20 protein-coding genes and 3 pseudogenes are annotated in these 23,097 nt (G+C 54.6%); 16 read left to right on the plus strand and 7 right to left on the minus strand.

Annotated elements, in window-relative coordinates; genetic code table 11:
- Window positions 1-2: 2 nt before the first annotated feature.
- Window positions 3-7,426: pseudogene (locus tag ESM_RS1000000127880) on the minus strand (Ig-like domain-containing protein); the annotation flags it as partial.
- Between the two features lie 217 nt (window positions 7,427-7,643).
- On the opposite strand from ESM_RS1000000127880, the gene ESM_RS0116635 reads away from it, so the two are divergent.
- Complete coding sequence (locus tag ESM_RS0116635; protein ID WP_000016390.1) at window positions 7,644-8,078, plus strand: ECs1072 family phage-associated protein; 435 nt, start codon at window positions 7,644-7,646, stop codon at window positions 8,076-8,078.
- Here the strand turns inward: ESM_RS0116635 and ESM_RS0116640 are convergent.
- The gene (locus tag ESM_RS0116640; RefSeq protein WP_000549623.1) at window positions 8,050-8,256 is read right to left on the minus strand and encodes a hypothetical protein; all 207 of its coding nucleotides are present in this window, start codon (window positions 8,254-8,256) and stop codon (window positions 8,050-8,052) included. The genes ESM_RS0116635 and ESM_RS0116640 overlap by 29 nt on opposite strands.
- 234 nt (window positions 8,257-8,490) lie before the next feature.
- A complete protein-coding gene (locus ESM_RS0116645) occupies window positions 8,491-9,165 on the minus strand; it encodes a LexA family protein (protein WP_000848750.1) in 675 nt (224 codons plus the stop codon).
- Between the two features lie 90 nt (window positions 9,166-9,255).
- Between ESM_RS0116645 and ESM_RS0116650 the strand changes: the two genes are divergently transcribed.
- From ESM_RS0116650 to ESM_RS0116700, 11 genes and pseudogenes are all read left to right on the plus strand, one after another.
- Window positions 9,256-9,456: a YdaS family helix-turn-helix protein gene (locus ESM_RS0116650; protein ID WP_000649477.1), complete on the plus strand. Its 201-nt coding sequence runs from the start codon at window positions 9,256-9,258 to the stop codon at window positions 9,454-9,456.
- A gap of 43 nt (window positions 9,457-9,499) precedes the next feature.
- The gene (ymfL, locus tag ESM_RS0116655; RefSeq protein ID WP_000515826.1) at window positions 9,500-10,051 is read left to right on the plus strand and encodes a protein YmfL; all 552 of its coding nucleotides are present in this window, start codon (window positions 9,500-9,502) and stop codon (window positions 10,049-10,051) included.
- Between the two features lie 175 nt (window positions 10,052-10,226).
- Window positions 10,227-10,406, plus strand: a complete 180-nt coding sequence (locus ESM_RS1000000127005; RefSeq protein WP_001250269.1) for a DUF4222 domain-containing protein — start codon at window positions 10,227-10,229, stop codon at window positions 10,404-10,406.
- Window positions 10,396-11,337, plus strand: a complete 942-nt coding sequence (locus tag ESM_RS0116665; protein WP_000104968.1) for a helix-turn-helix domain-containing protein — start codon at window positions 10,396-10,398, stop codon at window positions 11,335-11,337. The genes ESM_RS1000000127005 and ESM_RS0116665 overlap by 11 nt, the downstream gene beginning before the upstream one ends.
- Window positions 11,334-11,828, plus strand: a complete 495-nt coding sequence (locus ESM_RS0116670) for a PerC family transcriptional regulator (RefSeq protein ID WP_001332382.1) — start codon at window positions 11,334-11,336, stop codon at window positions 11,826-11,828. Before ESM_RS0116665 ends, ESM_RS0116670 begins: the two co-directional genes overlap by 4 nt.
- The gene (locus tag ESM_RS0116675) at window positions 11,828-12,154 is read left to right on the plus strand and encodes a LexA family transcriptional regulator (protein WP_000210145.1); all 327 of its coding nucleotides are present in this window, start codon (window positions 11,828-11,830) and stop codon (window positions 12,152-12,154) included. Before ESM_RS0116670 ends, ESM_RS0116675 begins: the two co-directional genes overlap by 1 nt.
- Window positions 12,151-12,540, plus strand: coding sequence for a RusA family crossover junction endodeoxyribonuclease (locus ESM_RS0116680; RefSeq protein ID WP_000767113.1), 390 nt, complete (start codon window positions 12,151-12,153; stop codon window positions 12,538-12,540). The genes ESM_RS0116675 and ESM_RS0116680 overlap by 4 nt, the downstream gene beginning before the upstream one ends.
- A 19-nt stretch (window positions 12,541-12,559) precedes the next feature.
- Window positions 12,560-12,796: pseudogene (locus ESM_RS01000000125145) on the plus strand (KilA-N domain-containing protein); the annotation flags it as partial.
- Window positions 12,786-13,115 (plus strand): annotated as a pseudogene (locus ESM_RS01000000125150) (hypothetical protein); the annotation flags it as partial. The pseudogenes ESM_RS01000000125145 and ESM_RS01000000125150, both read left to right, overlap by 11 nt.
- A gap of 135 nt (window positions 13,116-13,250) precedes the next feature.
- Window positions 13,251-13,571, plus strand: coding sequence for a DUF5375 domain-containing protein (locus ESM_RS0116695; RefSeq protein ID WP_000856729.1), 321 nt, complete (start codon window positions 13,251-13,253; stop codon window positions 13,569-13,571).
- 14 nt (window positions 13,572-13,585) lie between these two features.
- Window positions 13,586-15,919, plus strand: a complete 2,334-nt coding sequence (locus ESM_RS0116700) for a primase-helicase zinc-binding domain-containing protein (RefSeq protein ID WP_000783691.1) — start codon at window positions 13,586-13,588, stop codon at window positions 15,917-15,919.
- Between the two features lie 364 nt (window positions 15,920-16,283).
- Here the strand turns inward: ESM_RS0116700 and pbpG are convergent, their stop codons facing one another.
- Together pbpG and ESM_RS0116710 are read right to left on the minus strand one after the other, a co-directional pair.
- Window positions 16,284-17,213, minus strand: coding sequence for a D-alanyl-D-alanine endopeptidase (gene pbpG, locus ESM_RS0116705; RefSeq protein WP_001516701.1), 930 nt, complete (start codon window positions 17,211-17,213; stop codon window positions 16,284-16,286).
- Between the two features lie 173 nt (window positions 17,214-17,386).
- On the minus strand, window positions 17,387-17,974 hold the full coding sequence (locus ESM_RS0116710; RefSeq protein WP_010379386.1) for a Yip1 family protein: 588 nt from the start codon (window positions 17,972-17,974) through the stop codon (window positions 17,387-17,389).
- Window positions 17,975-18,143: 169 nt separating this feature from the next.
- Between ESM_RS0116710 and ESM_RS0116715 the strand changes: the two genes are divergently transcribed.
- Window positions 18,144-18,713, plus strand: a complete 570-nt coding sequence (locus tag ESM_RS0116715; RefSeq protein WP_000365434.1) for a DedA family protein — start codon at window positions 18,144-18,146, stop codon at window positions 18,711-18,713.
- A gap of 26 nt (window positions 18,714-18,739) precedes the next feature.
- Here ESM_RS0116715 and mdtQ read toward each other — a convergent pair whose 3' ends face one another.
- Complete coding sequence (gene mdtQ, locus ESM_RS0116720; RefSeq protein ID WP_001078174.1) at window positions 18,740-20,179, minus strand: multidrug resistance outer membrane protein MdtQ; 1,440 nt, start codon at window positions 20,177-20,179, stop codon at window positions 18,740-18,742.
- A gap of 223 nt (window positions 20,180-20,402) precedes the next feature.
- Here mdtQ and yohP point away from each other — a divergent pair, with 223 nt between their 5' ends.
- The gene (gene yohP, locus ESM_RS1000000129140) at window positions 20,403-20,486 is read left to right on the plus strand and encodes a small membrane protein YohP (RefSeq protein WP_000691708.1); all 84 of its coding nucleotides are present in this window, start codon (window positions 20,403-20,405) and stop codon (window positions 20,484-20,486) included.
- 180 nt (window positions 20,487-20,666) lie between these two features.
- Here yohP and dusC read toward each other — a convergent pair whose 3' ends face one another.
- Window positions 20,667-21,614 carry a tRNA dihydrouridine(16) synthase DusC gene (dusC, locus tag ESM_RS0116730; RefSeq protein WP_001264859.1) on the minus strand — a complete coding sequence of 316 codons (948 nt, stop codon included), beginning with the start codon at window positions 21,612-21,614 and terminating at the stop codon, window positions 20,667-20,669.
- A gap of 273 nt (window positions 21,615-21,887) precedes the next feature.
- Here dusC and ESM_RS0116735 point away from each other — a divergent pair, with 273 nt between their 5' ends.
- Together ESM_RS0116735 and ESM_RS0116740 are read left to right on the plus strand one after the other, a co-directional pair.
- Complete coding sequence (locus tag ESM_RS0116735) at window positions 21,888-22,286, plus strand: CidA/LrgA family protein (protein WP_001516704.1); 399 nt, start codon at window positions 21,888-21,890, stop codon at window positions 22,284-22,286.
- Window positions 22,283-22,978, plus strand: coding sequence for a CidB/LrgB family autolysis modulator (locus ESM_RS0116740; RefSeq protein WP_000968214.1), 696 nt, complete (start codon window positions 22,283-22,285; stop codon window positions 22,976-22,978). The genes ESM_RS0116735 and ESM_RS0116740 overlap by 4 nt, the downstream gene beginning before the upstream one ends.
- The last annotated feature ends 119 nt before the right edge of the window (window positions 22,979-23,097 follow it).

The raw sequence follows: 23,097 nt of genomic DNA on the forward strand, positions 1-23,097 counted from the left end.
ATCTACACCACCATCAATTGATGATTCGCCAGCAAAGTGGCAAGGTCGGTATGCACGCCCGTCAGCGTGACCACGTTAGCTGTCGCAAAGCCGCCGCCCGTGCCGTCGCGGTCGATCTGCACGATGGTGTCGCTGCCGCTCTGGGTAACTTTGACAAAATCACCGATGTTTCCGGCCTGTGCATCCAGCGTCGCCACACCGTTGACGTAGCTGGCTTTGCCGTTTCCGGTGTAGCCGCTACCCTGTAACAGTTCACGAATATCAATGCGATCGGTGTCGGCGGTACCTTCCCATGTCCCTACCGTAAAGCCATTCACCACGTCCGAACCGTTGCCGCCGGTGGCGTCGCTGGCGTTGAGCAGTTTATAGAGCAAGGTGTCGTGACCGCCGTTGCCGATATTGAGCGTGTCGTTACCGCCGCGCCCTTCCAGTTGGTTATCGCCTGTGCTGCCGGTCAGGGTGTCGTTAAAATTCGATCCAGAAATGCCTTCGATATTGGTAAATGTCGAGGTGTTAAAACCGGTGGCCTGCGCGGCGGTGCTGCTTAAGTTAGCGGTCACGCCCACCGTCGAAAGCCGGAAATCAACCACGTCCATCCCGCCGTTCGCCAGCCAGGTTCCGGTGCCGGAGCTGTACACCCAGCCGCCGGAGCCGTCGTAAGTGTCGGTGCCTGCGGTGGCGAAGAAAGTGTCGTTATAGCCGGTGCCGACAAATTTGCCGTTGTTGCTCGCAGTGCCTGCTTCGGCGCTGAGATCGTAAGCATGGGTAGCATCAGTGGCATGTAAACCGCCCCAGGTGGTGTTTACCGTCTGGTCGATATTGCTGGCGGTGGCACCGGTGGATTTGATCAACACCGCGTTGTAGGTTTCTCCGGCATTCAGCCCGTAGAAATTGACCAGCGCCGAGGTGTCGTTAACCCCCATCCCCGACTGCGGGTTGATGATTTGCGTGGCGACCAGCACACCCGCCGAGTTGTACAGCTTCACGGTGTTACCGTAATAGACGTTAATACCGTTGGGATCGGTAATACGCAGGTGCAGCGAAGTGCCGTAGCTCACCGTGTTGGTGTTACGGATCAGGAACACGCTGCCCGACTGTTTGGTCACCAGTACATCCACCGCGCCATCCCAGTCGTAGTCCATTGCCGCCACACCGCTGGTGGTGCCACTCTGGCTGCCGCCGAGTACCGACTGTGTCCAGTTGCTGGCACCGCCAACGTTGGTGTAAAGATACGACTGTCCGGTCTGGGCAATACGGGCGATATCCATTAACCCGTCATGATCCCAGTCCACCGCTACGCTGAACTGGCTGGCATAGGTTGTGCCCGTTGCGCCCACCGCAACCGGACTCCCCAGTACGCCGTTGGTGTTGAATAACAGCGAGCCGAAGTTTGCCCTCCCCTGACTGGCAGGCAGGAAGAGATCCATATCGCCGTCACCATCGAAATCTGCCCAGGTCATGGAGACAGACGTCGAGTTACCACCGCTGCCTGCAACGCTGAGGAAGGTGTTGATAGTGTTCTGCCCCCAGACAAACGTGCCGTTGCCCTGGCTGATGAGCGATGAAAGGGTGTAGAAGTTATTCAGGTTGAAGGTGTGTTGAACCAGATCTACCCTGCCGTCATTGTTAAGATCGACGCCGGAACCTTCGTTAAGTGAAAGATAGCCGTTTACCAACCCGCCGACCGTGGCGCTCCCGCCGTTGTTGGCGGTGGTGGAGTTGCCTACCAGGGTGCCCGCGTTATTCCACAGGAAGGTGTTGGAGTCCGGCCCGCCAGCGTCGCCAATCCAGAAATCGAGATAGCCGTCGCCCTCTTTATCAAACGCCACAATCGAGCCATACCACGTCAGCGTGCCAACGTTCACCTGAATCGCGCTGGAAAAGGTGCCGTCGCCGTTATTGGTAAAGCCGTTGATATAGCCCGTACCGTAGTCATCGCGGGTAATAAACAGATCGCCCGTGCCGTTGCGGTCGTAATCGGCAATGGAACTGGTGGCGTAGTTGTTGCCGCTTTGCACCAGCGTCAGTGCGGTCTTCGACCAGGTGAGCGGATCGGTTGATTGCATAATTTGCTGGTTCGCCAGCACCGTCCACATCCCGTGGTTGTCGAGGCCGTAGGTCAGCCCCCAGGCGGTTGTTTTATTGGCGGTCGTCCAGGCTGGCGTGTAATCAATTGCCGCGTTGACCGTCACCGTGCCGTTGCTGACGTTAGCGGTGTTGCCGTTGCCCGCCGAGCTTTTCACCTGCGCGGTGACGTTATAAGCGGTTGCGGACGCTGCCAGTGCATCGGTATCCGGCAGTTGCACATACCAGGTATTGTGTGCCGGGTCGACTACCACCGCGCCGCCCGGCTGCGAGGTGTAGGTTTTGCCGTTGATCACCACTTCGACGTACTGCCCGCTGGCAAGCGCAGCGGTGATTACGCCGCTGATAATCGGCGTGGTGTCACGCGTGGTTTGGTTGGTGATTTGCGCCAGCGTGGTCGGAATAGAGGTATCCACCGTCAGAACAAAATCACTGGAGGAGGTGATATTCCCTGCCAGATCCACCACTCGCGCACTGTAGGTGTACGCGCCACTGACCAGACCGCTGTCGCTGTAAGTCCAGTTCAGTGCGCCGACCATCGTCACCGCGCCTAACAGCAGGCCATTGCGGTAGAGATAAACCACTTCGCCGCTGGCCAGCGGGCCGGAGAGCACGCCGTTCAGCAGCGGCGTGGTGTCGTCGGTGGCCTGCGAACTGCTTAACGTCCCCTGACGCTGCCCGACATCATCGGTATACGACACAATAGTCGGCGTGGCGGTGGGGTTAATCGTATCGACCACCACCGTTTTCGACACCACCGGGCCGGTATTCCCCGCCAGATCCAGCACCCGCACCTGATAAACGTAGCTGCCATCGGTCAGCGTGCGGCTGTCGGTGTAAGTCCACTGCGTGCCGTTGGTGGTGAGCGTGGTCCAGGTCGCGCCGCCGTCGAGGCTAATCTGCGCCACTTCGCCGCTGGCAAGCCCCGCCCCCAGCGAACCGGTCAGCGTGAGCGTGGTATCACTGGTGATAAAGTCGGTGGCCGAACTCCCCGTGTCGGTGCTGATGCTGGCGATGGTCAACACCTGCGCCGGATTAACGGTATCAATCTGCGCCGTCTGGCTGCCCGTTGCGCCGACGTTGCCTGCCAGATCGACCACCCGCACCTGCCAGGTGGTGGTGCCGTTGGTCAGCGTGCGCCCGTCAACGTAACTCCAGTTAAGGCCGTCTGCGGCAACGATCACGTTCACCCAGGTTGCGCCGTTGTCGGTGCTGATTTGCGCGAACTCGTTAGCACCGAGCGCCGCGCCCAGTACGCCGCGCACGGTAAGCGTGGTGTCGCTGGTAATAAAATCGCTGCTGCTGGCTCCGGTGTCATCGCTGATGCCGGTAATGGTGATGCTTTTTGCCGCTTCCGGGCTGGTGGTGTCAACCACCACGTTTTGCGTCGCGGTCTGCCCGACGTTTCCCGCCAGATCCACCACCCGCACCGTGTAGTTCCAGGTGCCGTCGGTCAGTGTGCGACCATCGGCATAGCTCCAGTTGGTGCCGATAACGGTTAAAGTGGCCCAGGTAACGCCGCCGTCGAGGCTGATTTGCGCCCGTTCATCGGCGGCAAGCGTTGCGCCGAGCGTCCCGCGCACGGTCAGTGTGGTGTCGCGGGTAACAAAATCGCTGCTGCTTAAACCGGTGTCATCGCTAATGCCCGCAATGGTGATGGTTTTGCTCGCCAGCGGCGCGCTGGTGTCCACGGTGACTATCTGGCTGGCGGTCGCGCCGATATTTCCGGCGGTGTCGATAACCCGCACCTGGTAGTTGTAGTTGCCGTCGGTCAGCGTGCGCCCGTCAAGGTACGTCCAGGTCAAACCGCTTACCGACAGGTTCTGCCAGGTGGTGCCGCCGTCGATGCTGATTTGTGCGAACTCACCGGCAGAAAGCGTCGCCCCCAGCGTGCCGCTCACCGCAAGCGTCGTGTCGCTGGTGACAAAATCGTTAGTGATCAAGCCGGTATCGGTGGTGATCGCGCTAATGGCGATGGTTTTCACCGCTGGATCTGGGGCGATGGTATCGATCACCACGTTCTGGCTGTCGGTCGCGCCGACATTGCCCGCCGCATCAATGACCCGCACCTGATAGAGATAGTTACCATCGGTCAGCGTGCGGCTGTCGTTGTAGCGCCAGGTCGTGCCGGTCACAGTGAGCGTGCTCCAGGTTACCCCGCCGTCGATACTGATTTGCGCCGTCTCGTTACTGGCAAGCGCAGCGGTCAGCGAGCCGTTGACCGCCACCGGGCTGACGCTGGTGATAAAGTCGCTGGCGCTAAGGCCTGTGTCGGCTTGCAGGGAATCGATATTAATGCCCATCGCCGGGGCGCTGAGATCGACGGTAATGGTGTGATTGCTGCTGCCGGTATTGCCGATAGAGTTGCTCACCGAGGCGTTAATCACGTAGGCGTTGCCATCTGCCAGCGCAGTGACATCGGCGCTGCCGAGGGTGTAGCTCCAGCTACCGCCGGTCTGCACGGTGGTGGTGTAGGTTTTACCGTTTAAGGTCAGGGTCAGCGTCTGCCCGACTGGGGCGGTGGTGGTGCCGCTGATCACCAAAGACGAGCCGTGTTCCGCTGCATTCACCACATCATCGCCCGCAAAGGTGTTAATAGTGACGGTAGGCACATCGCCGTTCAACGTCACGCCACGGCTGGCGCGGGGTTTCCGGCCTGATCGGCGACCGTCGCGCTGATGGTGTAGCTGCCGTCGCTTAATCCGGCAAACTGCTGCGCCGGAATAAAAACGGACCAGCTTCCGCCGCTGCCGACCGTGGCGGTCCAGGTTTGCCCGTTAAAGGTGACGGTCACCGTCTGGCCCACTTCGGCGGTGGTGGTGCCGCTGATGGTTTGTCCTGCAAGCTGCTCGGCGTTGTTGATAATATCGTCGCCCGCCACCGTGGCGATGGTGATCGTCGGCGCAACGGTGTCGACAGTCAGTGCGTGCGTGGTCTGTCCGGGGTTACCGGCGCGGTCGTTCACGCTGGCGGTAATGGTCTGTGCGCCCTGCCCAAGTGTTGCCAGATCTGCCGCTGGCACGTTCAGCGCCCAGGTGCCATTGGCGGCAACCGTGGCGGTGTAGGTTTTACCGCCAAAGGTCACGGTGACCGTCTGTCCCACTTCCGCGCTGGTCGAGCCGTTAAGGGTTAACGGCTGCTGCTGTTCAGCGGCGTTGAGTCGGTCGTCCGTCGAAACGGTATTAATGCTGATCACCGGCGCGGTGAGATCTACCGCCACGCTGCGCGAAGCCGTAGCGCTGTTTCCGGCGCTGTCCTGGGCGGAGGCGCTGACCGTGTAGCTGGTGCCATCGGCTAGTGCGGCGACGTCTGCCGCAGGCACATTCACGCTCCAGCTCCCGTTGCTTTGAATGGTGGCGCTATAACCTTTGCCGTTAAGCAACACGGTGACTACGGTGCCAGTGGCAAAGTTCGTTCCGGTGCCACTCAGGGTCAGCGCACTGCCTGCTTCGGCGGCGTTAATGAGGTTATCGCCGCTGATGGTACTGACCGAAAGTGACACCGCCGCCGTATTCACCTGCACGTTGTGCGTCTGGGTGCTGCTGTTGCCTGCGCTGTCGGTGATGGTGGCGCTGATGGTTACCGTGCCGTCCGCAAGGCCGGAAATCACGCTGGCAGGCACGCCGACGCTCCAGTTGCCACTGGCATCGGTGCTGGTGACATACTGCTGCCCGGCGATGGTCACCACCAGGCGGTCGCCCGCTACCGCGCCCGTAGCGGTGCCGCTGATAATCTGCGCCTGAGTGTGTTCAACGTTGTTAATCACATCATCGCCCGCCACGGTATTAAAGCTAATCACCGGCGCGGTGGTATCGACGGTTACGCCTTTGCTGGCGCTGCCAGGATTACCCGCCAGATCGCTGACCGTGGCAGTCAGAGTGTAACCATTATTAGCAAGCGTGGTTAAGGCGCTGGCAGGCAGCGTTAAGCTCCAGCTACCATCCGCCTGCACCGTGGTCTGGTAGGTAGTGCCGTTAAGCGTGACGGTCAACGTTTGCCCCGCTTCCGCCGTACTGGTGCCGGAAACCGTTACGCCCGCCGCCGCTTCGCTGGCATTGATGATGTTATCGCTGGCAATGGTGTTGATGGTCACCATTGGCACGGCGCTATCGACGCTGTATTCATGCGTTGCCGTGGCGCTGTTGCCGTTGACGTTAGTCACCCGCACCAGGGCGCTGGCATCGCCATCACGCAGAGCCGCCATATCCGCGGCCGGAACGGTGGTGCTCCAGCTACCGTTTGCCGCCACCGTGGCGCTGTAAGTTTTGCCGCCAAAGGTAACGGTAACGATTTGCCCCGCTTCGACGCCGGAGGTGCTGCCGGAGAGCGTTAACGCCGCGCCTTTTTCGGCGGCGTTAATCACATCATCGCTGGTGATGGCGTTAATGCTGATGGCAACGGCGGTGAGATCAACGGTGACCGGATGGGTAATGCTGGTCTGGGTTCCGGCACTGTTCGCGCCGCTAACGCTAATGTTCAGCGCTCCCGCAGGCCAGTTGCTGACATCCGCCGCCGGAACGCCGACGCTCCAGTTGCCGTTCGCCAGCACCGTTGCAGCGTAAGTTTGATTATTAATCACCACCGTCAGCGCCGTGCCTGCGGCAAAGCCGGAGCTGCTGCCGGAAATCACCTGCGCCTGACCATGTTCGATGATATTGACCACATCATCGCCTGCAACGGTGTCGACTCGCAGACCTGGCAGACTGGCGTCAATGGTGATATCGCGCGTGCCGCTGCCGGTGTTGCCAACAGCGTTGGTGACCGAGGCGTTAACGGTTAACTCACCGTTACCCAGCGCCTGCCAGTCGGCGGCAGGCACGCTCACGTTCCAGCTTAAATCTGGCTGGACGGTGACGCTGTAGGTTTTGCCGCCCAGCGTAACGGTGACGGTGCTGCCCGCCGCCGCACCGGTTACCTGGCCGCTGATAGTTTGTGCACTGCCTGCTTCAGCGGCGTTGATAATGTCGTCCGTTGCCACCGGATTAATGGTTACGCCCGGCAGCGCGGTATTGACCTGCACGTTATGGCTGGCGGTGCTGCTGTTGCCCTGGGCGTTGGTGACGCTCGCCGTCACGCTGTAGGTGGCTTCGCCCAGCGCACTGACCGCCGAGGCGGGCACGGTAACGCTCCAGTTGCCGGAGGCATCGGTGGTGGCGCTGTAGTTTTGTCCATTCAGCGTAACGGTGATCGCCGTGCCCGCAGGTTGATCGCTGGTGCCGGAAAGCGCCAGATTCGATCCTTTTTCAGTGGCGTTGATCACGTCATCGCCCGCGATGGTGTTGATGCCAATCACTGGCGCGGTGAGGCTGACGGTCACGGTGCGGCTGGCGTCGTCGCTGTTACCCGCCCGATCGCTGACGCTGGCGGTGATGGTCTGTGCACCGCTACCCAGCGCCGTCACATCCGCCGCCGGTACAGGCTAAGAATTCTCTCTGGTTGAAAATACTTAGCTGTTATGTGCCTGCTTTTAGCCACATCAGGCGAGGTGGACCTGGTTATTCCCCAACAACAAGGATTCGGTTAATCTGGTTATCCCCAACAACGCAAAAGGAAAAGAAATGTCCGGTAATATCTATACGCTGTACAAATCCCACTGTGAAAATGTTGGAAAGTATCGGGGCATTGAAATCAGTGGGGTAGTGTCATCAGTCGAAATAAGCAAAGTTGAATCAAGGGCAACATTACTTACTCTTTTGGACCTTGTCTTACATGAGCACCGGAAGAAATTCGGCACTCCCTATAATCAGTTGAATGGGAAAAAGGCTCTGGTTCACCTTATTCTGATGAAGCATCACTGGATGCCAAAACAGATTAATGAGATGAAATTTGATGAACTTCTTCTTTCAATTCAGGATGAACTCACACTTGATAAAATAAGCGTAACCGCCCAGAAATTTTTAGATTATCGAGACTGGAGATCACAAATTCATCACTTTGATGATTTTGACGAAAATGAATGGGAGCCTAATTTGTCTGCACAATATCTAAAGTAACATCCTGTGATAAAACCGTGATTTCCTGATCCAGTTTTTTTAAGGAGTCTATTGTTTCCTGTCGATAAGACAGCACTTCACGAAGCTGGTTTATAGCTGCCAGCTTCTTTGTCATCCACTCATAAATTTCCTCATCTGTGTAGCCAGGCGCGACGATTTTGGGTTCTGTTTTGTGCATTTCACATCTCCTCAAGTTATCAGTTACTTGTTGATGGGGACCAGATTGTTAAAGAGCGAAGCGTCCGGTAGGGCGCTTTTTTGTTGCTAACGAATCATCCTGGACTTCATATGCCCCAGGCGGCTACTTCGTGGGCGTCCTGCCTGTTCGTTGTTTCGCTTGGGTACATTATGTATCTCATAGGTACATTGTCAAGTATAAAAAAACCTGCCGAAGCAGGTTCATAAACATTGATTAGGCTTTGATTTTGTATCTTCTTGGTTTTCCTGAGAAAATCACTGTACCAATTATAGAGCAATTACCGTTGATCTTAATGTAAGGCTCAGGCCAGTTTGGGTTTAACGCTTTGAGATAACGCTGTGTCCCATCTTCTATCAACCTTTTGAAGGTGGTTTCACCTGTATCGTGCATCAATGCAATAACGTCGTCACCGTGGCAGGCAGGTACTTCAGGATCGACAAAAATCATGTCTCCCGGGCGGTACTCATCAATCATTGAATCACCTATCACCCGCAAGATATAAGTCATTTCCCCGCAGGGTACAGGGCAGGGATATGTTTCTGCTGTGCTCAAATCAACCTCAGAATATCCAACTTCTTTCCATGCTCCGGCCTGTACCCATGATATGACAGGGACTAATGTGATTTGTTTATTAGTGATTGAAACATCAGGTTGTTTTGTGATGTTCGTTGTCTGGTGTTCTTGATCGAGCCATCCGACAGGCAGGTCGAAACATTTTTCGATGTGTCGTGCCATGCTGTCACCGATATTTTTAGTAGCACCATCTCCCATAAACCTGCTGGTCTGGGTTGGCTCGCGATCAATCATAGTGGCAAAGGAAGAATTCCCGCCAACACCATCTCTCAGTTTTCTGGCGTTAGACCGCCGGATGTCATGGATTGTTTTCATAACGAAATTAAAACCCTTGTACCGTTAAGGTACAAGTATCTTGAAGGTTCATTTCAATCATGTAATATGTACACCGGAGGTACATATTGTATGAAAGCGTATTGGGACTCTTTAACCAAAGAACAGCAGGGCGAGTTGGCCGGAAAAGTTGGCTCAACACCTGGCTACTTACGGCTGGTTTTCAATGGTTATAAAAAAGCCAGTTTTGTGCTGGCTAAAAAACTTGAGCAATGCACGTCAGGTGCAATTACGAAATCTGACTTAAGACCGGATATCTATCCGAAAGATTAGCAGAACACTTTCAATTTTTAACCACAGAACGATGAGGCTAATCGTGGGTAAGCATCACTGGAAAATAGAAAAACAGCCTGAGTGGTACGTGAAAGCTGTCAGAAAAACTATCGCGGCGTTGCCGGGTGGTTACGCTGAAGCGGCTGACTGGCTCGATGTAACAGAAAACGCTTTATTCAACCGCCTTCGTGCAGATGGCGATCAGATTTTCCCGCTGGGATGGGCAATGGTTTTACAGCGTGCTGGTGGCACTCACTTCATTGCTGATGCTGTGGCGCAGTCTGCAAATGGCGTCTTTGTGTCTCTTCCTGACATCGAGGATGTGGACAACGCCGATATCAACCAACGCCTGCTGGAGGTCATTGAACAGATCGGCAGTTATTCAAAACAGATTCGTTCAGCAATTGAAGACGGTGTAGTGGAACCGCATGAGAAGACAGCAATTAATGACGAGCTGTACCTCTCAATTTCGAAGCTGCAGGAGCATGCAGCACTGGTCTACAAAATTTTTTGCATTTCAGAAAGTAATGACGCCCGCGAGTGTGCAGCTCCGGGCGCCGTGGCGTGTCGTGACTGTGGAGAAACTAACGCATGAACAGTTTAACAACACACTACCGTCGCTCGCAACTGATTGCACTTCCTGTACCGGGTGGAAAAGCGAAGGTGGAGTATTGCTATGCAGTAAATGTACCAGGTGACAGGGAAATTGTAACCCACAGCTTTGCAGAGTGGGCTGTGGGTGATTTCAACCGGCAGAAGGAGACAGTCCTTTGCGACAAGTTAACCGCTGGTTCAAAGATCACTACGGAGTGCCCGTCAGAGTCATTCGTTGGGAGCCGGAAACACAACGTGTTATCTACCTCCGCGAAGGCTATGAGCATGAATGCTTCAGTCCGCTCGAACAGTTTCGTCGTAAATTCAGGGAAATAGAGGTCGGTCATGAGCACTAAATTAACCGGCTATGTATGGGATGGTTGCGCTGCGTCAGGCATGAAATTATCCAGCGTGGCAATTATGGCCCGCCTGGCTGATTTCAGTAATGACGAAGGTGTGTGCTGGCCATCAATTGAAACCATTGCCCGCCAGATTGGTGCGGGGATGAGTACCGTCAGAACGGCTATCGCACGGCTGGAAGCAGAAGGCTGGTTAACGCGTAAGGCGCGTCGCCAGGGTAACCGCAATGCGTCGAATGTTTATCAGCTTAACGTTGCGAAGCTTCAGGCTGCGGCTTTTTCTCAACTGTCAGATTCTGACCCGTCAAAATCTGACGCATCAAAATCTGACCCGTCAAAATTTGATGCGTCGAAATCTGGCAAAAAAGCGGGTTTTCACCCGTCAGAATCTGGCGGGGATCCGTCAGTAAAATCAAAACATGATCCGTCAGATAAAAAAACTTCTCGTCCGGACGCTTCGCAACCGGACACGCAGACGGCTGAACAGGAGTTTTTAACTCGCCATCCTGATGCGGTTGTATTCAGCCCTAAAAAGCGCCAGTGGGGAACGCAGGATGATTTGACCTGCGCACAGTGGCTCTGGAAGAAAATAATCGCCCTGTACGAGCAGGCTGCCGAATGTGACGGCGAGGTGGTTCGTCCCAAAGAACCGAACTGGACAGCCTGGGCAAACGAAATTCGCCTGATGTGTGTACAGGATGGGCGTACTCACAAACAAATCTGCGAGATGTACAGCCGTGTCAGCCGCGATCCGTTCTGGTGCCGTAACGTGCTCAGCCCGTCGAAGCTGCGGGAAAAATGGGATGAGCTTTCCCTGCGCTTATCGCCGTCCGTCAGCACGTACACCGAAAAACGCGAGGACCCGTACTTCAAAGCCAGTTACGACAACGTGGACTACAGCCAGATCCCGGTAGGATTCAGAGGGTGATCATGAGTCTGTTAAATGACGTTCAGAAATTCATTGAAGCCCATCCGGGGTGTACTTCCGGAGACATTGCGGATGCTTTTGCAGGTTACTCACGGCAGCGCGTTCTGCAGTCTGCAAGCAAGTTACGTCAGAGTGGGCGTGTGGCTCACCGTTGTGAAGGGGATACACGCAGACATTTCCCGCGCCTGACTGAGAGAGCGCAGGAGCCGGAACCACAACCAGTTCGTGAAACCAGACCTGTGCGCAATTTCTATGTCGGCACTAACGATCCCCGGGTGATTTTGTGCCTGACCCGCCAGGCTGAAGAACTGGAGTCAAGGGGCTTATACCGTCGTGCTGCAACCGTGTGGATGGCGGCATTCCGTGAAAGCCACTCCCAGCCAGAACGAAACAATTTTCTGGCGCGTCGTGAGCGGTGCTTACGGAAAAGCAGCAAGCGCGCTGCATCGGGTGAAGAGTGGTATCTGTCAGGGAATTACGTGGGGGCGTAATGACGACGTTAACTCAATGCCAGCAGCAGGTGCTGGATATGCTGATTTCTTATCAGAAAGAGCGTGGCTTTCCGCCAACCAATCAGGAGGTGGCAACCATGCTGGGATACCGTTCGGTGAATGCAGCGGTGGAGCATCTTCGCGCACTGGAGAAAAAAGGTGTCATCACGATAAAGCGTGGCGTGGCCCGGGGTATCACTCTTCATACCGCGGTGGAGGACGACGACAGCGAGGCGGTCGGGATTATCCGCGCACTGCTTGCCGGTGAGGCAAACGCCAGGCTGCGTGCAGCCCACTGGTTACATGAGAGGGGCCTGAAAGTATGAAGCTAATACTGCCTTTTCCGCCCAGCGTGAACACGTACTGGCGACACCCCAACAAAGGGGCGTTTGCAGGTAAGAGCCTGATAAGCGCGGCGGGGCGCAAATTCCAGAGCGCGGCGTGTGCAGCAATAGTTGAGCAGTTACGTCGTCTGCCAAAACCAACGTCGGCACCTGCTTCAGTGGAGATCGTGTTGTTTCCTCCGGATAACCGGATCCGCGATCTGGACAACTATAACAAGGCGCTGTTTGACGCCCTGACCCACGCGGGTGTGTGGGAAGACGACAGTCAGGTGAAAAGAATGCTGGTGGAGTGGGGACCGGTTATCCCGGAAGGGAAGGTCGAGATCACTATCAGTAAGTACGAGAAAACGGCGGGTGCAGCCGCCTGATCAAGAGGAGAAACGAAGTATGAATAATCTGATGGTCATTGATGGTATTGAAGTTCGTCGTGATGCTTATGGGCGTTACAGCCTGAACGATCTGCATCGCGCAGCAGTAGCATCTGGTGCAAATGCCAGAACCAAGGAGCCAGGAAAGTTTCTTTCCAGCCAACAAACTGTTGAACTTGTTCATGAATTGACCAACACCCAGAATTTGGGTGTTGACCCGGTGAGTGTGATTCATGGGGGAAATGAACGGGGAACGCCGTAAATTCAGTATCCTTGTGCGTATCCTCGCTGACGGGCGCACCACAGACATCCCGCTGGGGCGTTTTCTGCGGGAATTTACCTGTGACCGTCCTGACCTGTTTAAACGCAGCCCCGTAAACCGGCATGCGGTACTGAAAGAAATGGCCGGAGACCCGGAATTACAGAAATGGCGGGAGAAATATCTGGATATTTACCCGCAGGACCCTGTTCCGGTCAGCCGGGCGGCACCGGTGGCGCGGGAATGGCGGGAAATTCCCCGCACGGAGCCTGACCCGGAAATCACCCCGGATAACAGTTACCGCAATTATCTGTAATTAAAAAACGACACCCGAAAAATTAAATGTGCGTATTCGCGCAGGGATACGCACGTCTTCAGGAGACGCAGATATGCCTTATCAGTTAATGCAACCGGCACGGAATGCAGTCATCTGTCACAGGGAGGAAAGCAAATGAAAACCCCCTTACCGCCCGTCTTACGCGCAGCCCTTTACCGTCGCGCTGTCGCCTGTGCCTGGCTGACCGTGTGCGAACGTCAGCACCGCTACCCGCATCTCACCCTTGAATCACTGGAGGCGGCCATCGCCGCTGAGCTGGAAGGCTTTTATCTGCGCCAGCACGGTGAGGAAAAAGGGCGTCAGATAGCCTGTGCCCTGCTGGAAGATTTAATGGAATCCGGCCCCCTGAAGGCCGCGCCGTCGCTGTCCTTTCTCGGGCTGGTTGTGATGGATGAACTCTGTGCCCGTCACATAAAAGCGCCGGTACTGCACTGAAGGAGAACAACACCATGAAAATGAACGTAACCGCCACCGTCAGCCATGCACTCGGCCACTGGCCGCGTATTCTCCCGGCGCTGGGGATTCAGGTGCTGAAAAACCGTCATCAGCCCTGTCCGGTCTGTGGCGGGAGTGACCGCTTCCGTTTTGATGACAGGGAGGGGCGCGGCACCTGGTACTGCAATCAGTGTGGTGCCGGTGACGGCCTGAAACTGGTTGAAAAGGTGTTTGGTGTTTCCCCGTCCGACGCGGCCACAAAGGTGGCTGCCGTGACCGGCAGTCTGCCCCCGGCTGACCCGGCAGTGACGGCCGCCGCCGTTGCTGAAACAGAAGCCGCCCGGAAGAACGCCGCCGCACTGGCACAAACCCTGATGGCGAAAACCCGTCCCGGAACCGGTAACGCCTACCTGACCCGCAAGGGCTTTCCCGGCCGGGAATGCCGGATGCTGACCGGCACACACAGAGCCGGTGGCGTGAGCTGGCGCGCCGGTGACCTTGTGGTGCCACTGTATGACGACAGCGGCGAACTGGTTAACCTTCAGTTAATCAGTGCTGACGGCCGTAAGCGCACCCTGAAAGGCGGACAGGTCAGGGGCACCTGTCACATCCTTGAAGGACAGAATCAGGCCGGAAAACGTCTGTGGATAGCGGAGGGATACGCGACCGCACTTACCGTACATCACCTGACCGGTGAAACGGTGATGGTGGCGCTTTCTTCCGTGAACCTCCTTTCTCTGGCCAGCCTTGCCCGGCAGAAGCATCCGGCCTGTCAGATTGTCCTTGCCGCAGACCGTGACCTCAGCGGTGACGGCCAGAAAAAAGCCGCCGCAGCCGCAGATGCGTGTGAAGGTGTTGTTGCCCTGCCGCCGGTCTTCGGTGACTGGAATGATGCCTTCACGCAGTACGGCGGGGAAGCCACCCGTAAGGCCATTTATGATGCCATCCGGCCACCGGCTGAAAGCCCGTTCGACACCATGAGCGAAGCGGAGTTTTCCGCCATGAGTACCAGCGAAAAGGCCATGCGTATCTATGAGCATTACGGCGAGGCGCTCGCGGTCGATGCCAACGGCCAGCTTCTGTCCCGCTATGAAAATGGTGTCTGGAAGGTGCTGCCGCCACAGGACTTTGCCCGGGATGTGGCCGGGCTGTTTCAGCGGCTGCGCGCGCCGTTCTCCTCCGGGAAGGTGGCCTCCGTGGTGGACACCCTGAAGCTGATTATTCCGCAGCAGGAAGCCCCCTCCCGCTGCCTGATTGGCTTTCGTAACGGCGTGCTCGACACGCAGAACGGCACGTTCCACCCGCACAGTCCGTCACACTGGATGCGTACCCTGTGCGATGTGGATTTCACCCCGCCGGTGGAAGGGGAAACGCTGGAAACCCACGCCCCCGCGTTCTGGCGCTGGCTTGACCGTGCCGCCGGTGGCCGTGCGGAAAAACGCGACGTGATTCTGGCCGCACTGTTTATGGTGCTGGCAAACCGCTATGACTGGCAGCTCTTTCTGGAGGTGACCGGTCCCGGCGGCAGCGGCAAAAGTATCATGGCCGAAATAGCCACCCTGCTGGCCGGGGAGGATAACGCCACGTCGGCCACCATCGAGACGCTGGAATCCCCGCGTGAACGTGCCGCGTTAACTGGCTTCTCACTGATACGCCTGCCGGACCAGGAAAAATGGAGCGGCGACGGAGCCGGACTCAAGGCCATCACCGGCGGCGATGCGGTGTCCGTTGACCCGAAATACCGGGATGCGTACTCCACGCACATCCCGGCGGTGATTCTGGCCGTGAACAATAACCCGATGCGCTTCACCGACCGCAGCGGCGGCGTGTCACGCCGGCGGGTGATTATTCACTTCCCGGAACAGATAGCCCCGCAGGAGCGCGACCCGCAGCTTAAGGACAAAATCACCCGCGAGCTGGCGGTCATCGTGCGTCACCTGATGCAGAAGTTCAGCGACCCGATGCTCGCCCGGTCACTGCTTCAGTCCCAGCAGAACTCAGACGAGGCGCTGAACATCAAACGGGATGCCGACCCGACGTTTGATTTTATCGGCTATCTGGAAACCCTGCCGCAGACCAGCGGCATGTATATGGGGAACGCCAGTATCATCCCGCGTAATTACCGTAAATACCTCTATCACGCCTATCTGGCCTACATGGAGGCAAACGGCTACCGGAATGTACTCAGTCTGAAAATGTTCGGGCTGGGGCTGCCGGTGATGCTGAAGGAATACGGGCTGAATTACGAGAAGCGCCATACCAAACAGGGGATACAGACCAACCTGACGCTGAAAGAGGAAAGCTACGGCGACTGGCTGCCAAAATGTGACGACCCTACAACAGCCTGACCCACCTGACCGGCATCTGCCGGTCTTTTTTTATCCCGACATCCCCCGAAGGTGAACAATCCACTGTTCACCCTTCACCGTATATTCACCCGTTATCACACTGAAATTAAAAGAGAAAAACGAAAGGTGAACAGTGTGAACAATCAAATCAAAAAAAACTTTTTTCTTCCTGAGTGATTTCAGTACGGGGGATTAATCACCGGTATGAGTCACACCGGCAGAATGCCGGAGGTGAAGAATCGAATGTTCACCCTTCACCCATTATTCACCACCTATCACTCTGAAATAAAAGGAGAAAAAAGAAAGGTGAACAGTGTGAACAGTTCTTTCGAAAAAAAATTTTTTTCCTTCATCCTGCCTACCCTTAATCGTTCTGAGCCATCTGCCCAGCCGCCATCTGGGCGGCTTTTTGTTTTTTATAGCTCAACGCCGCTGCCGGAACAGGCATCACTTTGCCGGTTTCAATCCACGTGCGTAAACGACTCGCATCGGCAAAATGGGTATATTTGCCAAATGCATCCATCACCACCAACGCCACCGGTTTATTATTGAAGACCGTACGCATTACCAGGCAATGCCCCGCCGCATTAGTAAAACCGGTTTTGGTTAACTGGATATTCCAGTTATCGCGATACACCAGGTGGTTAGTATTACGGAATGGCAAGGTATAAGCCGGGTTTGAGAAGGTCGCCATCTCTTCGCGAGTGGTACTTAACTGACCAATCAACGGATACTGTTTGGTGGCAATCAGCAGTTTGGTTAAATCACGGGCAGTTGAAACGTTATGCACCGACAATCCAGTCGGTTCAACGAAGCGCGTGTTGTTCATTCCGAGAGATTTCGCTTTCGCATTCATCGCATTAATAAATGCGTTATAGCCACCAGGATAATGGTGCGCCAGGCTTGCCGCTGCGCGGTTTTCTGAAGACATCAGCGCCAACAACAGCATCTCTTTGCGGCTGATTTCGCTGTTCAGTCGCACGCGCGAATAAACGCCTTTCATCTCTGGCGTCTGGCTGATATCCACTTTCAGTTTTTCATCCAGCGGCAATCGTGCGTCAAGCACCACCATCGCAGTCATTAATTTGGTAATTGAAGCAATCGGACGCACCAAATCCGGGTGGTTCGAATAGATCACTTTGTTGGTATTGAGATCAACAATCATCGCACTACCGGAGGCAATTTCCGGCTGCGAAGCTGTAGTCGCGGCTGCCGTTTTGGCAACGGCCTGAGGCGCAAAAGGCACAGCCAGCATCAGGGCCAGGCTAAATAAAGAAACTCGAAATTTCGGCATGATGAGCATTCAGATAGTGGTTCACGCGCATGGGTTGCGCACCGCCGGAGTAAGGATTTACTGAGGCTGGCGAGGCCATCATAACGAGCAAAAAGTGCGATCGTCAAAGGAGAATCGTGAGGAAATGCTGCATTGCTGATATTTACGCCAGCAATGCAGCACAAAAGAACTTTCTAGAACAGGCGATAACCGTAACCCCACAGAATAACGGTAATGGCGAGCAGCACTTCCAGCACCAGTACGCCAATCGCCAGTGTCGAACTGGAGAAGCTAAGACCTTCCTCTTTGTTGATATTCAGAAAGCTTGGAATACCGAGATAAAGCAGATAGCCGGTGTAAAACAGCGCCACCGTTCCCACCAGCGCACACAGCCAGACCAACGGGTAAAGCGCCACCAGGCCACTTAAAAACAGCGGTGTTGCAACGTAGCCCGCGAAAACCATACAGTGCGCAAGCGACGGGCGCTGTGGGTAATTGCGTGCCATCCACCAGATGACTCGTCCCATCACTGCCACCCCAGCCAGCATAACGCCATAAAACAAGACAGCCAGCGCCAGTCCGGTAAACCAGGATAACTTCAGGATAGTGCCATCGCCAAAATTCCAGCCGATTTGTGTAGTGCCAATAAAGGCGCAGATCACCGGGATCGCCGCCATCAGCAGAACGTGGTGGGTGTAGTGATGAGAAATCGTTTCGTTTTCACGATTAATCACCTGCATTTCACGATCGGGATGGGAAAACAGTCCCCAGACATGGCTCATACCGCCCCCTTGTTGTGAGTTCATGAACCTGACAGTTCAAGTATAAGTCAGCTTGTGGTTGTTTTTTGTTCTGACGCAAAATTTGCGTCGCGTGATAAAACGCCTTCTCCTGCGTAAACAATTCACAGGGTGTATGCTTACAGACAATCAAACGGAGACAGACCGACCTATGGATCTCAATACACTCATCTCACAATATGGTTATGCCGCGCTGGTGCTCGGTAGTCTGGCAGAGGGTGAAACCGTGACATTGCTGGGAGGCGTTGCGGCACATCAGGGATTATTAAAATTCCCACTGGTGGTTCTTTCTGTGGCGCTTGGCGGCATGATTGGCGACCAGGTGCTTTATCTGTGCGGACGGCGATTTGGCGGCAAACTGTTACGCCGTTTATCAAAACATCAGGACAAAATTGAGCGCGCACAAAAGCTGATCCAGCGCCATCCTTATCTGTTTGTCATCGGCACGCGTTTTATGTACGGCTTTCGGGTGATTGGCCCAACGCTAATCGGTGCCAGCCAGCTCCCACCGAAAATCTTTCTGCCACTGAATATTCTCGGCGCGCTGGCCTGGGCGCTGATTTTTACCGCTATTGGTTACGCGGGAGGCCAGGTGATTGCGCCGTGGCTGCACAATCTCGATCAGCATTTGAAACACTGGATTTGGTTGATTCTGGTCGTGGTTCTGGTGGTTGGCGTGCGCTGGTGGCTGAAACGGCGTGGGAAGAGAAACGCTGGATAAACCTAACGTCCCCACAGGCATACTCATCAGCTACGTTTATAACCACCACCCAGCGCACCGGTGAGCTGAATGGACGCATCCAGCCATTGCCCTTGCAAAAGCAGACCGTTCGCCCGTTCACGGAGCGCCGGGATTCGGGCTTCGCTGATGCGAGAACCTGCGATGATACCTGCGTTAAAACGCGCCTGCGCCAGACCAACTACCCGCAGGGCATCGCGCTCAATTTGCGCCTGATGCTGATTTTTCTCCGCCAGTGTCTGAACCTGAGTTGCTGCCCGCGCCACGTCATTCACCGCTTCAACCACCGCTTTGTTGTAACTGGCGATCGACAAATTGCTTTCGGCTTTCACAATATCAAGGTTGGCGTTAAGACGACCACTATCGAAAATAGGTAGCGTCAGACCTGCCGTAACGCCCATTTGCTGCGCAGAATGACGGAACAAATCGCTTAAGTGCAGCGCATCTTGTTGCAGAAAGGCCATCAGGTTGATGTCGGGGTAAAAAGCAGCTTTTGCCGCATCGATGGTGCTTAAGGATGATGCAACGTACCAGTGTGCCGCCTGTAAGTCTGCCCGGCGAGCCAGCAAAGAATAGCCCAGGTCGTCAGGAAGTTTGCTTTCCACTTTGGGCAGCGCAACCGGATGCAGTTTTAAGGCGTTCGTCTGGCTGTTAGTCAGCGCAGTTAGCCGCGCCTCAATAATTTTCATTTTCCCCGCGACATCGTTGAGCTGTTGCCGGGTTTTGCTGGCATTGATATCGGTTTCGACACCTTCAACCGACGAGGTAATGCCGCGCAGATATAACTGGCGGTCGGTCGCGATAATCGTGTTCTGCTCTTTTTCGATTTGCTGCAAGACAGTGTTTAAAGCTGCCAGGGTTTGCCACTCCCAGTACAAACGAGCCACACTGCCTGCCAGCAATTGCCGGGTCTGCTCGCGTTCTGCCGCCTGCGCTTTTACCGTACCGAGGCGCGCAGTCACTTCCGCCCGATTCTTTCCCCAGATATCGAGATGCCAGCCCGCCATTAAACCAAAGGTGCCGTTGGTGTACCAGGGGCCGGTAGTGCCTGCGGCAGGATCGTCCAGGGCAAACGGCCCCATTAACCCTTCTGCCGACATTTTTTGCCGTTCCATATCCGCAGAAAAATCGAGCTGTGGACCATCCTGGGCGGCGACGGCCTTCGCCTGTGCTTCAGCCAGTTGAATGCGCTGTTCAGCAACCTGCATATCCGGCGCGTTCTGTATGGCATTATTAATTAAGGAAGTGAGTTGATTATCGTGATATTCCAGCCACCACTGACTGTCCGGCCAGCCGTTTTTCAGAGATACCGGTAATGCGGTGTCAACATGTGTGGCGGGCGTTTGCTGGCTTAAAGCCTGGCGTGTTTCATGCATAGGCGCACACCCGGCCAGAGTAAGTAACAACGGAAAACAGGCGATTGCCGGATAAAAGGAATCACGATTCATGGGGGAGTAATCAGGTAAGAAAAGGTGCGCAGAGATTACCGTGTGTTGCGATATATTTTTTAGTTTCGCGTGGCAATACATCAGTGGCAATAAAGCGACATATTCAGAAAAATATAAAGTAAGTGAATGATATTCTCCGATTTATCTTAATTCTTTATGAATGGCGGCAAAGGGTTTTGTTTTTTCCTATACTTATTTAGCACTCACAAATAAAGGAACGCCAATGAAAATTATACTCTGGGCAGTATTGATTATTTTCCTGATTGGGCTACTGGTGGTGACTGGCGTATTTAAGATGATATTTTAAAATTAATTAATGTCATCAGCTCCGAAAATAACGAGGATATTTCAGTCTCTCATCCTGTTGCGCCCCTGTCATGTACATTGCTTCATATAATCACTGGCGCAAGGAGCACGCAGGGGGTGGATAATCACCTCCTCCCCCTGCCCCCCGGCTTATCCCTTATGGCTATCGGGTCGATGATTTTTAGAGTTTTTCTATATCAATCGCCTGAATAGCCCTTGCAATATCAGGGGAATTATTCAACACCCGAACATGATGAAATAAATCCGTTGCTTCATCATATTCTTTACGCAAATAACTCAACCACTGCTTAATCCGTGCGACGTGATATAACCCGGTATCGCCCTGTTTTTCCAGACGGGTATATTTTTGCAGCAATGCAACGACCTCCGGCCACGGCATCCGCGGTTCGTTATATTTCACCACTCGGCTCAGGTTAGGAATATTAAGCGCCCCACGCCCAATCATCACCGCGTCACAACCGCTGATAGCTATACATTGTTGCGCACTCTGCCAGTCCCAGATTTCTCCGTTGGCAATAACCGGAATGGCCAATCGCTGACGAATATCGCCTATCGCCTGCCAGTCGATATGCTCCGCACGGTAACCCTGCTCCTTTGTCCGCCCATGAACGACCAGTTCCGTAGCCCCAGCCTGCTGGACAGCATCGGCAATTTCAAACTTCTTATCACCGCTGTCCCAACCAAGCCGCACTTTCACACTGACGGGTAAATGCGCCGGTACAGCTTCGCGCATCGCTTTTGCACCCTGATAGATAAGTTCAGGATCTTTGAGTAACGTTGCCCCGCCGCCACTGCCGTTAACCGTTTTCGACGGGCAACCGCAGTTGAGATCCACACCCCAGGAACCCAACTCCACCGCACGGGCGGCGTTCTCTGCTAACCATTGCGGGAACTGACCCAGCAGTTGTACCCGCACCAGTGTCCCGGAAGGCGTTCGACTGGCGTTTTGCAGCTCAGGACAAATGCGATGAAAAACTTTTACCGGCAGCAGTTGATCCACCACGCGGACAAATTCGGTGATGCACAGATCGTAGTCGTTAACTTCGGTCAGTAATTCACGCACCAGGGAGTCAAGCACACCCTCCATCGGTGCCAGTAACACACGCATATCATCACCCGCAAAAAAATGAGGCGCTATGGTAGCGCCTCCGGTCAACGGATTAAAGGTCTGCAGAGAGGGATTGCTGCAAACTACAATCCCTCTCTATGCTTGATGTATGGCTGGCGCGCTTTCTGATCTGCAAAAGTATGGTATGCCTGAGTTCGCTGCTCACATCGTCATGCCCTGGCGCGAAAAATAAGCGATGTTTTCTTAATGTGATCGGTAGCACATTTTACAGATTAATTGTATGATGAATCCATCTCATCTGGGGTGTTGATTATGAGTAAGACACTGAACATTATCTGGCAATATTTACGCGCTTTTGTCCTGATTTATGCCTGCCTGTATGCAGGCATTTTCATTGCTTCCCTGCTACCGGTAACCATTCCGGGCAGCATCATCGGGATGCTAATCCTGTTTGTCCTGCTGGCCTTGCAAATTCTTCCGGCGAAGTGGGTCAATCCGGGGTGTTACGTACTGATTCGCTATATGGCACTGTTGTTTGTGCCAATTGGCGTAGGCGTAATGCAATATTTTGATTTGCTACGCGCACAGTTTGGCCCGGTGGTGGTTTCCTGTGCCATTAGTACGCTGGTGGTTTTTCTGGTGGTGAGCTGGAGTTCGCACCTGGTACACGGTGAACGTAAAGTCATAGGTCAGAAAGGATCAGAAAAATGATGGCGAATATCTGGTGGTCATTACCGCTGACATTGATTGTCTTTTTTGCCGCCCGCAAACTGGCAACACGGTATAAGTTTCCGTTGCTTAACCCGTTGCTGGTGGCAATGGTGGTGATCATTCCTTTTTTAATGCTGACCGGCATCTCTTACGACAGCTACTTTAAAGGTAGCGAAGTGTTAAACGATCTGTTGCAACCGGCGGTGGTCGCACTGGCCTATCCTTTATATGAACAACTGCACCAGATCCGCGCGCGCTGGAAATCCATCATCACTATCTGTTTTATCGGTAGCGTGGTCGCGATGGTGACGGGGACTTGCGTAGCATTGTTGATGGGCGCTTCACCGGAAATCGCTGCATCAATATTACCGAAATCGGTTACCACACCAATTGCGATGGCCGTTGGTGGCAGTATTGGCGGTATTCCGGCAATCAGCGCGGTTTGTGTGATTTTTGTCGGTATTTTGGGTGCGGTGTTTGGTCATACGCTACTCAATGCGATGCGTATTCGTACCAAAGCAGCGCGTGGCCTGGCGATGGGGACGGCCTCTCACGCCCTCGGAACAGCGCGCTGTGCCGAGCTGGATTATCAGGAAGGCGCATTTAGTTCGCTGGCGTTGGTGTTATGCGGGATTATTACCTCGCTGGTTGCACCATTTCTTTTCCCGATTATTCTGGCAGTAATGGGCTAAAATTTGCGATGCGTCGCGCATTTTTGATGTAAGTTTCACGCGTTGCATAATTAATGAGATTCAGATCACATATAAAGCCATAATGGGTTCGTAAACTGTTATCCCATTACATGATTATG

It is taken from the genome of Escherichia sp. TW09308, from assembly GCF_000208565.1.
GTDB lineage: Bacteria > Pseudomonadota > Gammaproteobacteria > Enterobacterales > Enterobacteriaceae > Escherichia > Escherichia marmotae.

What these genes read in the sequence shown, in the direction of transcription:
- ESM_RS0116635 (WP_000016390.1), top strand. Translation starts at nt 7,644, where the DNA reads ATGTCCGGTAATATCTATACGCTGTACAAATCCCACTGTGAAAATGTT.
- ESM_RS0116640 (WP_000549623.1), bottom strand. Translation starts at nt 8,256, where the DNA reads ATGCACAAAACAGAACCCAAAATCGTCGCGCCTGGCTACACAGATGAG.
- ESM_RS0116645 (WP_000848750.1), bottom strand. Translation starts at nt 9,165, where the DNA reads ATGAAAACAATCCATGACATCCGGCGGTCTAACGCCAGAAAACTGAGA.
- ESM_RS0116650 (WP_000649477.1), top strand. Translation starts at nt 9,256, where the DNA reads ATGAAAGCGTATTGGGACTCTTTAACCAAAGAACAGCAGGGCGAGTTG.
- ESM_RS0116665 (WP_000104968.1), top strand. Translation starts at nt 10,396, where the DNA reads ATGAGCACTAAATTAACCGGCTATGTATGGGATGGTTGCGCTGCGTCA.
- ESM_RS0116675 (WP_000210145.1), top strand. Translation starts at nt 11,828, where the DNA reads ATGACGACGTTAACTCAATGCCAGCAGCAGGTGCTGGATATGCTGATT.
- ESM_RS0116680 (WP_000767113.1), top strand. Translation starts at nt 12,151, where the DNA reads ATGAAGCTAATACTGCCTTTTCCGCCCAGCGTGAACACGTACTGGCGA.
- ESM_RS0116695 (WP_000856729.1), top strand. Translation starts at nt 13,251, where the DNA reads ATGAAAACCCCCTTACCGCCCGTCTTACGCGCAGCCCTTTACCGTCGC.
- ESM_RS0116700 (WP_000783691.1), top strand. Translation starts at nt 13,586, where the DNA reads ATGAAAATGAACGTAACCGCCACCGTCAGCCATGCACTCGGCCACTGG.
- pbpG (WP_001516701.1), bottom strand. Translation starts at nt 17,213, where the DNA reads ATGCCGAAATTTCGAGTTTCTTTATTTAGCCTGGCCCTGATGCTGGCT.
- ESM_RS0116710 (WP_010379386.1), bottom strand. Translation starts at nt 17,974, where the DNA reads ATGAGCCATGTCTGGGGACTGTTTTCCCATCCCGATCGTGAAATGCAG.
- ESM_RS0116715 (WP_000365434.1), top strand. Translation starts at nt 18,144, where the DNA reads ATGGATCTCAATACACTCATCTCACAATATGGTTATGCCGCGCTGGTG.
- mdtQ (WP_001078174.1), bottom strand. Translation starts at nt 20,179, where the DNA reads ATGAATCGTGATTCCTTTTATCCGGCAATCGCCTGTTTTCCGTTGTTA.
- yohP (WP_000691708.1), top strand. Translation starts at nt 20,403, where the DNA reads ATGAAAATTATACTCTGGGCAGTATTGATTATTTTCCTGATTGGGCTA.
- dusC (WP_001264859.1), bottom strand. Translation starts at nt 21,614, where the DNA reads ATGCGTGTGTTACTGGCACCGATGGAGGGTGTGCTTGACTCCCTGGTG.
- ESM_RS0116735 (WP_001516704.1), top strand. Translation starts at nt 21,888, where the DNA reads ATGAGTAAGACACTGAACATTATCTGGCAATATTTACGCGCTTTTGTC.
- ESM_RS0116740 (WP_000968214.1), top strand. Translation starts at nt 22,283, where the DNA reads ATGATGGCGAATATCTGGTGGTCATTACCGCTGACATTGATTGTCTTT.